Below are 13,651 nucleotides of genomic sequence, written 5' to 3'. Positions count from 1 at the left end.
TACGTCGAACGGGACTACGCCAGCGCCATCCCGTGCGGCGGGCTAGAATGAAACCTGAATCCGCCCCGGGCCCCCACCATGTCCGACACTGCCAACCGCGCCTTCGTCCTGTCCGTGCTTGTACTGCTGCTGGCGGCGACCCGGGTCAATCACTTCGCGGCCATTCCCGATGCGTCCTGGGCCGTGTTCTTCATCGGCGGCTTCTATCTGGCGCGCTGGACGCGCTGGGCGTTCCCGCTGCTGATGGTGTTCGCGGTGCTGGTCGACTGGATCGTGATCCGCAGCAGCGGCCTGGATTTCTGGCAGCACTACTGCGTGTCGCCGGGCTACTGGCTGCTGCTGCCTGCGTATTTCTCGCTGTGGGCCGGCGGCATGCTGCTGGGCCGCAACTATCAGGGCGCGCGCTGGCCTGTGCTGGCCAAGGGCGCGCTGCTGCTGGTCGCCTCGGTGGCGGTCTGCCATCTGCTGGCGCAGGGCGGCTTCTACTGGACCAGCCGCAACGTGGCCGAACCGACCCTGACCGGCTGGGCGCAGAACTACGCGCAGTGGTTCGGGCCGTACCTGCGCACCACCGCAATCTACGTGGCGCTGGCCGCCGCCCTGCAACTGGCCGTGGAGCAGGTCCTGAAGCTCCAGCAGGCCCGCCGCGACATCCGCCACTGAGCCGCGCCATGGGCCATCGCCTCTCGCGCATCTACACCCGCACCGGCGACGACGGCAGCACCGGCCTCGGCGACGGCCAGCGCGTGGCCAAGGATGACGCGCGCGTTGCCTCCTTCGGCACGGTCGACGAGGCCAATGCGGCGCTCGGCCTGCTGCTGGCGGCGCCGCTGCCGGAGGACGTGCGAGCGCTGGTCGTGCACCTGCAGCACCAGTTGTTCGACCTGGGTGCCGAGCTGTGCATCCCCGGCCACGCCGCGATCCATGCCGCCGATGTCTCGGCGCTGGAACAGCAGCTGGACCACTACAACGCCGGCCTGCCGATGCTGAAGGAATTCATCCTGCCGGCCGGGGGCGAAGCCGCCGCGCGCTGCCACCTGGCGCGCACCATCGTCCGCCGTGCCGAGCGCGAGACCGTCGCGCTGGCCCGCCGCGAGGCGGTGCGCAGCGAGGCGCTGCAGTACCTCAACCGGCTGTCGGACCTGCTGTTCGTGCTGGCCCGGGTGCTGGCCCGTGCCGATGGCCACGGCGAGGCGCTGTGGCAGCCACAGCAGCGCCAGCGCTGAGTCGGCACGATGCTGGTCTATACCCATCCGTCCTGCCTGCTGCATGACCCCGGCCCCGGGCACCCCGAATGCCCGCAGCGCCTGCAGCATGTGCTCGATGCCCTGCATGCGGCCTTCCCCGGCCAGCTGCAGTGGCGCGAAGCCCCTCCGGCCAAGTTCGGCGAACTGACCCGCGTGCACGACAGCGCCCTGCTCGACGTCGTGCTGCAGCCCCAGACCGCCCCGCTGCGCCAGCTGGACATGGACACCTGGACCTCGCCGGGATCGGCCAGCGCCGCCGTGCATGCCGCTGGCGCCGGTGTGGCCGCGGTCGATGCGGTGATGCTCGGCGAGGATCCGCTGGCCTTCTGCGCGGTGCGGCCCCCGGGCCACCACGCCACCAGCAGTACCGCGATGGGCTTCTGCCTGCTCAACAACATCGCCATTGCCGCTGCCTACGCCCGCGACCGCCACGGCCTGGAACGGATCGCCGTGGTCGACTTCGACGTGCACCACGGCAACGGCACCCAGGACATCTTCCAGCACGATGCCCGGGTTTCGTACTACAGCACCCACCAGGCCGGGCTGTTTCCCAACTCGGGGCTGCGCCGCGACCGCGGTGCCGGCAACCTGATGAACATCCTGCTGCCGCCCGGAAGTGGCGGATTCCGCTTCCGCAATGTCTGGGCCGACGAAATGCTGCCGGCCATCGATGACTTCCGCCCGCAGCTGCTGTTGATCTCGGCCGGCTTCGATGCGCACCTGCGTGACCCGCAGGCCGATCTGATGCTGGAGACCGACGATTTCGCCTGGATCACCGGCGAGCTGCATGCGTTGGCACGCCGTCACGCGGCCGGCCGGGTGGTCTCGATGCTGGAGGGTGGCTACGACCTGCAGGCACTGGCCGAGTGCAGCGTGGCGCATGTCCGGACCCTGATTTCAGGCGCCGGTGGTACCGTTGCCGGATGAACCCGAACCGGCAGTCTCCACCGCCCTTCATTGCCCCTATGCAAGGGATGGGGCAAGCTACCGTCCGTTTTCGCCCGAATCCGAACCGCGTGCGCCGAGCCCTCCGACTGCTTCCCCTGCCTCTGAGCATCGCCATCAGCCTGCCGGCGATGGCCGACGACAAGCCGCTCAACTGGGGCCTGTGCCCGGCTACCGACGTGATTCCCGCGTTCACCGACGCCCCCACCCCGGTCCCCGGCCAGGACAAGGCCGCCGCCGCGGCCGCCCGCGAGCAGCAGTCGACCGACATCGAGGGCGACCAGCTGCTGGGCACCACCACCGTGCCGCAGTACGAGGGCAACGTGGCGCTGCGCCGCGGTGATCAGTTCGTCGGCACCGACAAGCTCAGCTTCGATACCGAGACCGGCAACTACATCGCCGACGGCAATGTCCGTTACCAGGACGGGTCGATCCGGATGATCGCCAAGCGTGCCGAAGGCAACCAGGAAAGCGACACCCACAAGATTTCCGACATCAAGTACCAGCTGGTGTCGCGCCGTGGCAACGGCGATGCCGAGTCGGTCGACCTGCAGGGCGCGGTCGGCCAGATGCACCGCTCGACCTACACCACCTGTGATCCTTCGCAGCCGGTCTGGAAGCTGTCCGCGCCGCAGATCGAGGTGGACAACGACGAGGGCTTCGGCACGGCCCGCAACGCCGTACTGCGTATCGGCAACGTGCCGGTCCTGTGGGCGCCGTACTTCAAGTTCCCGATCGATGACCGCCGCAAGACCGGCCTGCTGTTCCCGCAGCTGGGCATGTCCGGCCGCAACGGCTTCGACTACGCGCAGCCGATCTATTTCAATCTGGCGCCGAACTACGACGATACGTTGACGCCGCGCTACATGAGCCGGCGCGGGCTGCTGCTCGACAACGAGTTCCGCTACCTCTACAACGGCGGCCGTGGCGAGCTGCTGACCGCGTTCATCCCGAACGACAAGCTGCGCGACCGCGACCGCGGCCGGGTGATGTTCACCGGATATCACAACCTGGATGAGCACTGGCAGGCCCGCGCCAACCTGGCCTGGGTCAGCGACGAGCGCTATGTCGAGGACTTCGCCAACCGCCTTGTCGGCGTGACGGCCTCGAACCTGCAGAGCACCGTGGGCCTGTATGGCACCGGCCAGAACTGGACGGCCGGGATCATGGCCGACCGCTGGCAGCTGACCGACTACACCCTCAACGAAAGCGCCCTGGCCTACAACCGTCAGCCGCGCCTGTTCCTCAACTGGGACAAGCCGGTGCTGCCGTGGCTGGACGCGGGCGTCTACGCCGAAGCGGTGCGTTTCACCCACGACGACATCAACTACAAGTACGACGCCAGTGCCGGCCCGGACCTGCAGTACACGCGCAATGGCCTCCAGCAGCGATCCGGCGTGGGCGTCAGCGGTGGCTCGCGCCTGGACGTGAAGCCGTACGTGTCGTTCCCGATCAGCGGCGCGGCCTGGTACGTCACCCCCACCCTGGCCTATCGCTACACCGCCTACCAGCTGGACCGCAGCCTGGTGGACGGCGTCAATGGCATCCGTGGGCAGATCCTGCGTTCGCAGGGCATCGATCCGACCACCGCCACGCCGGAACAGCTGCGTGGCAATACCTCGCCCAGCCGCAGCCTGCCGATCGCCAGCCTCGATGCCGGCCTGTTCTTCGATCGCGAGACCAGGATCGGTGGCAAGTCGTTCCTGCAGACCCTGGAACCGCGCCTGTTCTACCTGCGCACGCCGTACCGCAACCAGGACGAGCTGCCGATCTTCGATACCCGTGATTTCACCTTCAGCTGGGGCCAGCTGTTCCGCGATTCGCGCTATACCGGCGCCGATCGCCAGAACGATGCCAACCAGCTGACCCTGGCCCTGGGCACCCGCTTCATCGACCAGACCACCGGCAAGGAACGGTTCTCGGCGGCCATCGGCCAGATCCAGTACTTCGACGAGTCGCGGGTGACGCTCCCGGGCGGCGCGCCGGTGGAAAAGGGCAAGTCGGCCTGGATCGCCGACGGCAACTACATGATCAACGACCGCTGGACCCTGGGCGCCACCTACCAGTGGGACCCGAAGTACAAGCGCGAGGATCTGGCCAGCGTCCGTGCCCGCTACCTGATGCCCAACGATGGCGTGGTCAACCTCAGTTACCGCTATCGCATCAATGCCGGTGCCCCGGCCAGCGCCAACAAGCATGACCGGACCCTGCTGGAGCAGGCCGACCTGTCGTTCCTGTACCCGCTGAATGCGCGCTGGAGCCTGGTGGGCCGCTACTACTACTCCCTGCAGGACAAGGAACCGCTGGAAATCATCGCCGGCGTGCAGTGGGACAGCTGCTGCCTGGCCGTGCGCGCCGTGGCCCGCCGCTACGTGCGCAACCGCGAAGGCGACATGAACAATGCCATCCAGCTTGAGTTCGTGCTCAAGGGCCTGAGCTCCATCGGCCAGGATACGGACCGTACTCTGCGCCGTGCTATCCTCGGCTACAACCGCGACGACCTCTATCTCGTGCCGCCCAGCAACACCGGGGCGACCCGGGATGACTACGATCCGAATCTGATCCCATGACCAAGCGCTTCCCCGTTCTTCTCGCCTCGCTGCTGGCGGTGTCCAGCGTGTCCGCCCCCCTGCAGGTGCTTGCCCAGGAGGCGCAGCCGCTTGACCGCATCGCCGCCGTCGTCGATGAGGACGTGATCCTGCAGAGCGAGCTCCAGCGTGCGATCGCCAACATCAAGGCGCAGTACGCCGGCCGCGAAAACCAGCTGCCGCCGGAAGACGTGCTCAGCCGCCAGGTGCTCGAGCGCCTGGTGCTGGTCAAGCTGCAGGTCGCCCGCGCCCAGAGCAGCGGCATCCGGGTCGGCGACCAGGAGCTGAACCAGGCGATGAATGCCATCGCCCAGCAGAACGGCTCGACGCTGGACGCCCTGCGCCAGCGCCTGGCCCATGACGGTATCGACTTCAACGACTTCCGGGCGTCGGTGCGCGACGAGATCACCGTGCAGCGCCTGCGCCAGAGCTTCGCGCAGAGCCGCATCAGCGTCAGCGAGGGTGAAGTCGATGCCGCGCTGAAACAGCAGGCCACGGTGGGCAACCAGTACCACCTGGCGCACATCCTGGTGGCCCTGCCCGACGGCGCCAACGCCGACCAGATCGCCACCGGCCAGAAGAAGGCCGACGGTGTGAAGGCCCTGCTGGACAAGGGCGAGCTGGACTTCAACGCCGCCGCCGTCCGCTATTCGGACAGCCCCAACGCGCTGGAAGGCGGCGACCTGGGCTGGCGCAGCCTGGATGAAATTCCGCAGGCGTTCGCGCAGATGATGGAAAAGATGAAGCCCGGTGAAGTGGTCGGCCCGATCCGCGGCCCGAGCGGCTTCCAGCTGCTGAAGCTGGTGGACGTGCGTGATGCCAGTGCCACGGCCGGTGCGAATACGGTCACCGAGTACCACGGCCGCCACATCCTGGTACGCGTGGACGACCACCAGACCGACGCGGCCGCCAAAGCCAAGATCGATACCCTGCGTGCCCGCATCGCCGGTGGCGCGGACTTCGAGACCGTGGCCAAGGAGTCTTCCGAGGACAACAACAGCAAGGGCCAGGGCGGCGATCTGGGCTGGTTCCCGGCCGATGCGTTCGGTCCGGCGTTCGGCCAGCAGGTCTCCGGCCTCCAGGACGGTGGCGTCAGCCAGCCGTTCCGTACCGATGCCGGCTGGCACATCGTGCAGCGCGTGGCCACCCGCCAGACCGACGTGACCAACGACAACCAGCGTGCCCAGGTCCGCGAGACCATCGGCCGCCGCAAGCTGGAAGACGAGTACAACCGCTTCCTGCAGGAACTGCGTGGCGAAGCCTACGTCAGCTTCCGCAGCGGCGACCGCGCGGAAAACACCGCCACGCCGCCGCAGTCCTGACCGATGCGCCCCGAGCTCGCTCTGGTACCGGGCGAGCCCGCCGGGATCGGCCCGGAACTGTGCGTCCGACTTGCCCAGCAGCCGCGTGAAGACAGCCGGCTGCTGGCCTTCGCCGACCCGGACACCCTGCGCGCGGCTGCAGCCGCGCTGAACCTGCCCCTGCAACTGCTGCCCGAGGACGCCGAAGCGTGCGTCCCGGGTGATCTGCGCCTGCGCGTGGTTGCCAATGCCGTGCCCAGCCGGTTTGGCCAGGCTGATCCGGCCAACGCGGGGGCGGTCATCGACGCGCTTCTCGGCGCCGGCCAGGCCTGCCTCAGCGGCGAGCTGCACGGCGTGGTCACCGGCCCGGTGCACAAGGCGGTCATCAACGAAGGCGGCATCGCCTACAGCGGCACCACCGAACTGCTGGCCGACCAGGCCGGGGTGAAGGTGGTGATGATGCTGGCCAACCACATCGTGCGCGTGGCCCTGGCCACCACCCACCTGCCGCTGCGCGAGGTGGCCGATGCGATCACCACGCCCGGCCTGGAACACACCCTGCGCACCGTGCATGCCGCGCTGCGGCGCGAGTTCGCCGTGCCTGCACCGCGCATTGCCGTGCTCGGCCTGAACCCGCACGCCGGTGAAGACGGCCATCTGGGCCGCGAGGAACTGGACCTGGTGATCCCGCTGCTGCAGCGCCTGCGCGCCGAAGGCATGGACCTGGTCGGGCCGCTGCCGGCCGACACCGCTTTCCTGCCGGCCAAGCTGGCCGGCTTCGACACCGTACTGGCCATGTATCACGACCAGGGCCTGCCGGTGCTGAAGTACTCGGGCTTCGAACAGGCCGTGAACCTGACCCTGGGCCTGCCCTATCCGCGCGTGGCGGTGGACCATGGCACCGCGCTGGATCTGGCCGGCCGCGGCATCGCCGATCCCTCCAGCCTGCAGGCGGCAACGACGCTGTGTGCGCAGCTGGCGCGGCAACGTACACTGAGCGCATGAATTCCCCGCATTCCCCCTCCGGCCCGGTGTTCACCGCCCCGGCCAAGAAGCAGCTTGGCCAGCATTTCCTGGCCGATCGCCACTACATCGACAAGATCGTGATGGCGGTCAATCCGAAAGACGGCGACCGCCTGGTCGAGATCGGTCCCGGCCAGGGCGCGATCACGCTGCCGCTGCTGCGCGTGCATCCGAAGCTGACGGTGATCGAGTTCGACCGCGACCTGATCGCGCCGCTGACCGCCGCCGCCGAGCCGCTGGGCGAGCTGACCATCGTCCATCGCGACGTGCTGCGCGTGGACTTCACCGAGCTGGCCGCCGGCCAGCCGATCCGCCTGGTCGGCAACCTGCCCTACAACATCTCCTCGCCCATCCTGTTCCATGCGCTGGAACATGCCGCAGTGGTCCGCGACATGCACTTCATGCTGCAGAAGGAAGTGGTCGACCGCATGGCCGCCGGCCCCGGCAGCAAGGTCTATGGCCGCCTCAGCGTGATGCTGCAGGCGTACTGCCAGGTGACCTCGCTGTTCGTGGTGCCGCCGGGCGCCTTCCGGCCGCCGCCGAAGGTTGATTCCGCCGTGGTGCGGCTGGTGCCGCGCGATCCGGCCAGCATCGGCATCAACGATCACAGGCGCTTTGCCGAGGTGGTCAAGGCCGCCTTCGGGCAGCGCCGCAAGACCCTGCGCAATGCGCTCAACAACGTGGTGTCCGCCGAGCAGTTCATCGCCGCCGGCGTGCGTCCCGATGCCCGCGCCGAACAGCTGGACGTGGCCGAATTCGTCGCTCTGGCCAATGCCTCCTGATTACACTGCCGGTATGGAAGACGCTGACGTTTATGCCATCTCCGTCGAAGTCGCGCCGCGCTTCCTCGACGATCAGTCCGCACCGGAAGACGGTCGCTTTGCGTTCGCCTATACGATCCGCATCCACAACCAGGGACGGGTGGCCGCACGCCTGGTCGCACGCCATTGGCGTATCACCGATGCCAATGGCCGCGTCGAGCATGTCGATGGCGACGGGGTGATCGGCGAGCAGCCGCGGCTGCGCCCCGGTGAAGACTTCCGTTACACCTCCGGTGTCATGCTGGGGACCGATCACGGCACCATGCAGGGACACTACGACATGGTTGCCGACGATGGCACCGAATTCGCCGCGCCGGTCGCACCGTTCGTGCTGGCCATCCCGCGTACCCTGCACTGACAAGGAGGCCGAACGATGAGTGTGTGGGCGATCGGCGACCTGCAGGGCTGCTATGACGTCACCCAGCGACTGCTGGAGAAGATCCGCTTCGACCCGGCGCAGGACACCCTGTGGTTCTGCGGCGATCTGGTCAACCGCGGTGGCCAGTCACTGGAAACGCTGCGGCTGGTGCACTCGCTGCGCGAGCACAGCGTGGTGGTGCTGGGCAACCATGATCTTTCGCTGCTGGCCGTCGGTGCGCGTACCGAAGAGGAGCAGCGCAAGGTCAACCCGGACCTGCTGCGCATCGTGCAGGCCGAGGACCGCGACGAACTGCTGGACTGGCTGCGCCTGCAGAAGCTGGTGCACGTGGACCGCGAGCTGGGCTGGATGATGGTGCATGCCGGCCTGGCGCCGAAGTGGACCACGCAGATGGCCGAGAAACATGCGGCCGAAGTCGAGGCGCAGTTGCACGGCGCCGGCTACCGCAAGCTGTTCCGCAACATGTACGGCGACAAGCCGAGCTGGGCACCCAACCTGTCCGGCTATGACCGCTCGCGCGCGATCATCAATGTGCTGACCCGCATGCGCTACTGCACCCCGCGTGGGCGCATCGGCATCGAGGACAAGGGCACGCCGGGCACCCAGGAACAGGGGTTGTACCCCTGGTTCGAAGTGCCGGGCCGGGTCGAGCGCGACCTGAAGGTCGTCTGCGGCCACTGGTCCGCGCTGGGCCTGACCATCACCCAGGGCGTGCACGCCATCGACACCGGTGCGGTGTGGGGCGGGAAGCTGACCGCGCTGCAGCTCGATACCGATGAGCTGCGCGTGGTGCAGGTGCCGGGCCGCGATGTGCCGGCCCCCGTTGCCAACGCCCGTCCGCCGGCGCGACCGGCACACGAGCGTCCTGCCGCTTCGGCACAGGGCAAGGAACAGGGCAGCAGCACACCTGCTGCCAACCCGGGCACCCGCGGCCCGCGTCGTCGTCGCCGTCGGGGCGGTGGTGGTGGCTCCGCAGGCCCCGGCAACAACGGCGCACCGCCGCAGGCATGATGCGACCGGGCCGGGCACCAGGGACGGTGCTGCTGCTGACGCTGGCGCTGGCCAGCGGCTGCCAGCCCGGTTCGCCCCCTGCTCCCACGGCCGCGCAGGACGCCGCAGCCACGCCGGCACCACCGCAGCCGCCCTCGCCGCCGCTGGTGGCCGCCGCACGTGCACAGATCGACGTCACCGTCCGCTACGATCCGGCTTATCAGGTGCTCGCCTATCCCGGTGGTGACGTCGCGCGCGATCGCGGTGTCTGCACCGACGTGGTGGTGCGCGCCCTGCGCGATCTGGGACTGGACCTGCAGGCACGCGTGCATGAGGACATGCGCGGGAATTTCAGTGCCTATCCGGCGATCTGGGGCCTGTCACGGCCGGACCGCAACATCGATCATCGTCGCGTACCCAACCTGATGCGCTGGTTCGAGCGGCAGGGCTGGCAGCAACCGGTCACCGCCCTCGCCATCGACTATGCAGCCGGCGACATCGTCGCGTGGAAGCTCAACGGCAATGGCCTGCTGCACGTCGGCATCGTCTCCGACCGGCGGCTGGCCGATGGCACGCCACTGGTACTGCACAACATCGCGCGCGGCACCCGCGAAGAGAACCTGCTGTTCCAGCACGCGATCATCGGGCATTACCGGATGCCGGCTCCGTAGAGTCGAGCTTGCTCGACTATGCCCTGTGTATCCACCAAGAGCAGTCGAGCAAGCTCGACTCTACAGGTGCGTTGCGGTCAGCGGCGAACGTAGTGAACGAAGCGGAACGCGTAGGCGTGGCGTTCGTCAGCCGGGTGCGGTTCGCCGCTCACTTCCTGCCAGTCGTGCGCATCCACCTCGGGGAAATGGGTGTCGGCCGGCACTTCGGCATCCACCCAGGTCAGGTACAGGTCACTGGCCTGGTCGAGCAGCTGCCGGAAGATCTCGCCCCCCCCGATGATGCACAGCTCGCTCGCGCCCTCGCCTTCGGCAACCGCCTTGGCCTCGTCCAGCGACGCCACCGCGCGCATGCCTTCAAATGGCACCTGCCCGCTACGGGTCAGCACCAGGTTGGTCCGCCCCGGCAGCACGCGGCCGATCGATTCGGCGGTCTTGCGCCCCATCAGGATCGGCTTGCCGAGGGTCAGCGCCTTGAAGTGCTTGAAGTCATCCGGCAGGTGCCAGGGCATGGCATTGCCCTGGCCGATGCCGCGGTTGCGGTCCAGCGCGACGATCATCGACAGCTTCATCGCACTCACACCGCCACCGGTGCCTTGATCGCCGGATGCGGGTCGTAGCCGTCGATGCGGATGTCGTCGAACTGGAAACCGAACAGGTCGGTCACGTCCGGGTTCAACCACAGCGTCGGCAGCGCGCGCGGTTCACGCGACAGCTGCTCGCGGGCCTGCTCGAAATGGTTCGAGTACAGGTGCGCGTCACCCAGCGTATGCACGAAATCGCCCACGCCCAGGCCGGTGGCCTGCGCCACCATGTGGGTCAGCAGCGCATAGCTGGCAATGTTGAACGGCACGCCGAGGAAGATGTCGCCGCTGCGCTGGTACAGCTGGCAGCTGAGCTTGCCGTCCACCACGTAGAACTGGAACAGGTTGTGGCACGGCATCAGCGCCATCTGCGAAAGCTCGCCCACGTTCCAGGCGCTGACCACCAGCCGGCGCGAATCGGGGTTGCGCTTGATCTCGTCCACCAGCCACTGCATCTGGTCGATCGCACCGCCATCGGCGGTCGCCCAGCTGCGCCACTGCTTGCCGTAGACCGGGCCGAGATCGCCGTTCTCGTCGGCCCACTCGTCCCAGATGCGCACCTGGTTGTCCTTCAGGTAGCCGATGTTGGTATCGCCCTTCAGGAACCACAGCAGCTCGTGGATGATCGAGCGCAGGTGCAGCTTCTTGGTGGTAACCAGCGGGAAACCTTCGTTGAGGTTGAAGCGCATCTGCCAGCCGAACACGCTGCGGGTGCCGGTACCGGTGCGATCGCTCTTTTCGGCGCCGTGCTCAAGCACATGCGAGAGCAGGTCCAGGTAGGGCTTCATGCCTTGCCCTCGGCGGTCACCATCGGCTGCGGCTGCAGCACCGGCGCGCGGCGCGACATCGCCAGCAGCACCAGGCCGAAGGCGATCAGCGGCAGGCTGAGGATCTGGCCACGGGTCAGCCAGTCGAAGGCCACGTAGACGCCGTTGTCGGGCATGCGCACGAACTCGACGGCGAAGCGGAACAGGCCGTACATCAGCGCGAACAGGCCGCCCACCAGGTAGCGGTGGCGCGGTTTGGCCGACACCACCCACAGCACCACGAACATCACCAGCCCTTCCAGGAACGCTTCATACAGCTGCGAAGGATGGCGTGCGAACTGGTTCAGCGCGCCGCTGGCGAACTGCGCCTGCAGGGTCGCGTGGTCGAGCTGGTTCAGCGGCGCCGGCAGGCCGGACGGGAACACCACGCCCCAGCTGCCGTCGGTGTACTTGCCCCACAGTTCGGCACCGATGAAGTTGCCGATGCGGCCGAAGCCCAGCCCCAGCGGCACCAGCGGCGCCATGAAATCCATGGTGTCGAAGAAGTGCAGCGCGTGCTTGCGCGACCACCACCAGCAAGCGCCGAGCACGCCCAGCAGGCCGCCGTGGAAACTCATGCCGCCGTCCCACACCTTGAACAGCAGCAGCGGGTTGTGCAGGAAATCGCCCAGCGCGTAGAACAGCATGTAGCCGATGCGCCCGCCCAGCACCACGCCGAGCATGGCGTAGAACAGCAGGTCGGAGAAGCCGTTGGCATCAACGCCCGGCAGGCGCCCGTCGGCGATGCGCTTGCGGCCCAGCAGCCACGCCGCGGTGAAGCCGAGCAGGTACATGATGCCGTACCAATGCACCTTGATCGGCCCCAGCGAGAGGGCGATGGGGTCGATGTCGTGGAAATAGATCATGGAAGGTGCCTTGCGGTTGAACGCCTATTCTCGGGCCAGTGCCGCCCCGGCTCAACCAAGGAGCTGCGGGGTGTTGGGCAGGCCGTCATCGTCTGACCGCGTCGCGGCCGGAAAGTGCCCTTCCACCAGGGTCGAGACCTCTTCGATGGCGCCGCGCAGCGCCTCGACCGGGTTCGGGCCGCGCAGGCCCTCGCGCAGGTGGGTGCAGACCCGCTGCCATTGCGCCGGGCTGACCCGGCCGTGCAGGCCACGGTCAGCGACGATCTCGATCGCGTGATCGGCCAGCAGCAGGTAGATCAGCACGCCGTTGTTGTGGGTGGTATCCCAGGTGCGCAGGCGGGCGAAGGCGTGTTCGGCGGCCTGGCGTGGGGTGACCTTGCGCCACAGCGCGTCCAGCGGCAGGTCCGCCTCCACCGCGAACATCACCTGGCCGCCGTGGCGCTGCTCACCGGCGGCGATGGCCTCGGTGATCGCCTGCAGCGTGGCCGGCGGGAAAGCGCGTCGTACCGACGGCGAGAACAGATGGCGGCACAGACGTTGGATCATCACCAGCCCCCCGATGCGCCGCCGCCGCCGGAACGGCCACCGCCGCCGCCCCAGCCACCACCACCGAATCCACCACCGCCGCCGAAGCCGCCTCCGCCGCCCCAGCTGCCACCGCCCCAGCCACCGCCGCCGGCAAAACGCCCAGGGTGCCCGGACAACATCGCCACGATCAGGCCCACGATGCCGGCCAGGCCACTGGCCAGCAGCGTGGAGGTGAACAGGAACGCCGCCAGTGCAGCTCCCCCGCCGCCGAGCAGCCCACGCAGCGGGCGCGGCACGCGCGAGAACACACCGCGCAGGATGCTGCCGGCAAACACGCCGATGAACAGGGCCAGGAACCAGGTGTCGCCACCGCCGTCGGGCTCGCCGCCCCGCTGGCCACTGACCGGCGCCGGCAGGTCTTCGCCGTCGATCAGCTTCACCAGCACTGCAGTAGCATCGGTGATGCCACCGGCATAGTCGCCGCTGCGGAATCGCGGCACCAGGTATTCCTGGATGACGCGGTTGGCGATGGCATCGGGAATCGCGCCCTCCAGGCCGTAGCCCGGCTCGATGCGCACCCGTCTGTCATCCTTGGCCACCACCAGCAGCACGCCGTCATCCACGCCCTTGCGGCCGATCTGCCATTGGTCGAAGACCCGCGTGGTGTACTGCGCGATGTCCTCCGGCTGGGTAGTGGGCACCACCAGCACCTGCAGCTGGCTGCCCTTGCGCTGCTGCAGGTCAGTCGCCTGCTGCACCAACGCCTGCTGCTGCGTGGCGTCCAGCGTGCCAGTGGTATCGACCACCGGCGAATCCAGCGCCGGAATCGGCGCCAACTGCTGCGCCTGCGACGCCAGCGGCAGCCACAGCAGCAGGGCCAGCAGCGCAGTGGCCAGGCGCATCGG

At 68.1% G+C, this 13,651-nt stretch carries 14 protein-coding genes and 1 pseudogene; 10 read left to right on the top strand and 5 right to left on the bottom strand.

The features are described from left to right. Window positions 1-78: 78 nt before the first annotated feature. The 10 genes and pseudogenes from N440_RS01385 (at window position 79) to N440_RS01340 (ending at window position 9,965) form a co-directional block, all read left to right on the top strand. Window positions 79-663 carry a hypothetical protein gene (locus tag N440_RS01385; RefSeq protein ID WP_133933863.1) on the top strand — a complete coding sequence of 195 codons (585 nt, stop codon included), beginning with the start codon at window positions 79-81 and terminating at the stop codon, window positions 661-663. Window positions 664-671: 8 nt separating this feature from the next. After that, entirely contained in the window at window positions 672-1,226 is a 555-nt protein-coding gene (locus tag N440_RS01380; protein WP_008265473.1) for a cob(I)yrinic acid a,c-diamide adenosyltransferase, read from the top strand. A gap of 9 nt (window positions 1,227-1,235) precedes the next feature. Continuing rightward, window positions 1,236-2,174: a histone deacetylase family protein gene (locus N440_RS01375; RefSeq protein WP_133933862.1), complete on the top strand. Its 939-nt coding sequence runs from the start codon at window positions 1,236-1,238 to the stop codon at window positions 2,172-2,174. A gap of 89 nt (window positions 2,175-2,263) precedes the next feature. Continuing rightward, on the top strand, window positions 2,264-4,762 hold the full coding sequence (gene lptD, locus N440_RS01370; RefSeq protein ID WP_133933861.1) for an LPS-assembly protein LptD: 2,499 nt from the start codon (window positions 2,264-2,266) through the stop codon (window positions 4,760-4,762). Continuing rightward, window positions 4,759-6,087, top strand: a pseudogene (locus N440_RS01365) (peptidylprolyl isomerase); the annotation flags it as partial. The gene lptD and the pseudogene N440_RS01365, both read left to right, overlap by 4 nt. Before the next feature lie 18 nt (window positions 6,088-6,105). Then, on the top strand, window positions 6,106-7,086 hold the full coding sequence (gene pdxA, locus N440_RS01360; RefSeq protein ID WP_133933860.1) for a 4-hydroxythreonine-4-phosphate dehydrogenase PdxA: 981 nt from the start codon (window positions 6,106-6,108) through the stop codon (window positions 7,084-7,086). Further along, the gene (gene rsmA, locus N440_RS01355) at window positions 7,083-7,886 is read left to right on the top strand and encodes a 16S rRNA (adenine(1518)-N(6)/adenine(1519)-N(6))-dimethyltransferase RsmA (RefSeq protein WP_133933859.1); all 804 of its coding nucleotides are present in this window, start codon (window positions 7,083-7,085) and stop codon (window positions 7,884-7,886) included. Before pdxA ends, rsmA begins: the two co-directional genes overlap by 4 nt. Window positions 7,887-7,899: 13 nt before the next feature. Next, complete coding sequence (apaG, locus tag N440_RS01350; RefSeq protein WP_133933858.1) at window positions 7,900-8,283, top strand: Co2+/Mg2+ efflux protein ApaG; 384 nt, start codon at window positions 7,900-7,902, stop codon at window positions 8,281-8,283. 15 nt (window positions 8,284-8,298) lie between these two features. Continuing rightward, a complete protein-coding gene (locus tag N440_RS01345; RefSeq protein ID WP_133933857.1) occupies window positions 8,299-9,315 on the top strand; it encodes a symmetrical bis(5'-nucleosyl)-tetraphosphatase in 1,017 nt (338 codons plus the stop codon). Beyond that, the gene (locus N440_RS01340) at window positions 9,312-9,965 is read left to right on the top strand and encodes a DUF1287 domain-containing protein (protein WP_133933856.1); all 654 of its coding nucleotides are present in this window, start codon (window positions 9,312-9,314) and stop codon (window positions 9,963-9,965) included. Before N440_RS01345 ends, N440_RS01340 begins: the two co-directional genes overlap by 4 nt. 77 nt (window positions 9,966-10,042) lie before the next feature. Here the strand turns inward: N440_RS01340 and N440_RS01335 are convergent, their stop codons facing one another. Genes N440_RS01335 through N440_RS01315 form a run of 5 tightly spaced genes read right to left on the bottom strand, consistent with a single transcriptional unit; the run spans window position 10,043 to window position 13,648 of the window. Next, window positions 10,043-10,534 carry a dihydrofolate reductase gene (locus tag N440_RS01335; protein ID WP_133935953.1) on the bottom strand — a complete coding sequence of 164 codons (492 nt, stop codon included), beginning with the start codon at window positions 10,532-10,534 and terminating at the stop codon, window positions 10,043-10,045. A 5-nt stretch (window positions 10,535-10,539) separates the two neighbouring features. Beyond that, entirely contained in the window at window positions 10,540-11,334 is a 795-nt protein-coding gene (locus N440_RS01330; protein ID WP_133933855.1) for a thymidylate synthase, read from the bottom strand. Continuing rightward, window positions 11,331-12,218, bottom strand: coding sequence for a prolipoprotein diacylglyceryl transferase (lgt, locus tag N440_RS01325; protein ID WP_133933854.1), 888 nt, complete (start codon window positions 12,216-12,218; stop codon window positions 11,331-11,333). The genes N440_RS01330 and lgt overlap by 4 nt, the downstream gene beginning before the upstream one ends. A 51-nt stretch (window positions 12,219-12,269) precedes the next feature. Next, on the bottom strand, window positions 12,270-12,764 hold the full coding sequence (locus N440_RS01320; protein ID WP_133933853.1) for a TPM domain-containing protein: 495 nt from the start codon (window positions 12,762-12,764) through the stop codon (window positions 12,270-12,272). Further along, entirely contained in the window at window positions 12,764-13,648 is an 885-nt protein-coding gene (locus tag N440_RS01315; protein WP_133933852.1) for a TPM domain-containing protein, read from the bottom strand. Before N440_RS01315 ends, N440_RS01320 begins: the two co-directional genes overlap by 1 nt. Window positions 13,649-13,651: the final 3 nt, after the last annotated feature.

Origin of the sequence: Stenotrophomonas sp. CC22-02 (assembly GCF_004365115.1) — a bacterium.
GTDB lineage: Bacteria > Pseudomonadota > Gammaproteobacteria > Xanthomonadales > Xanthomonadaceae > Stenotrophomonas > Stenotrophomonas forensis.
The sequence above is the reverse complement of the archived record's forward strand: the minus strand, read 5'-3'. Positions and strand labels throughout refer to the sequence as shown.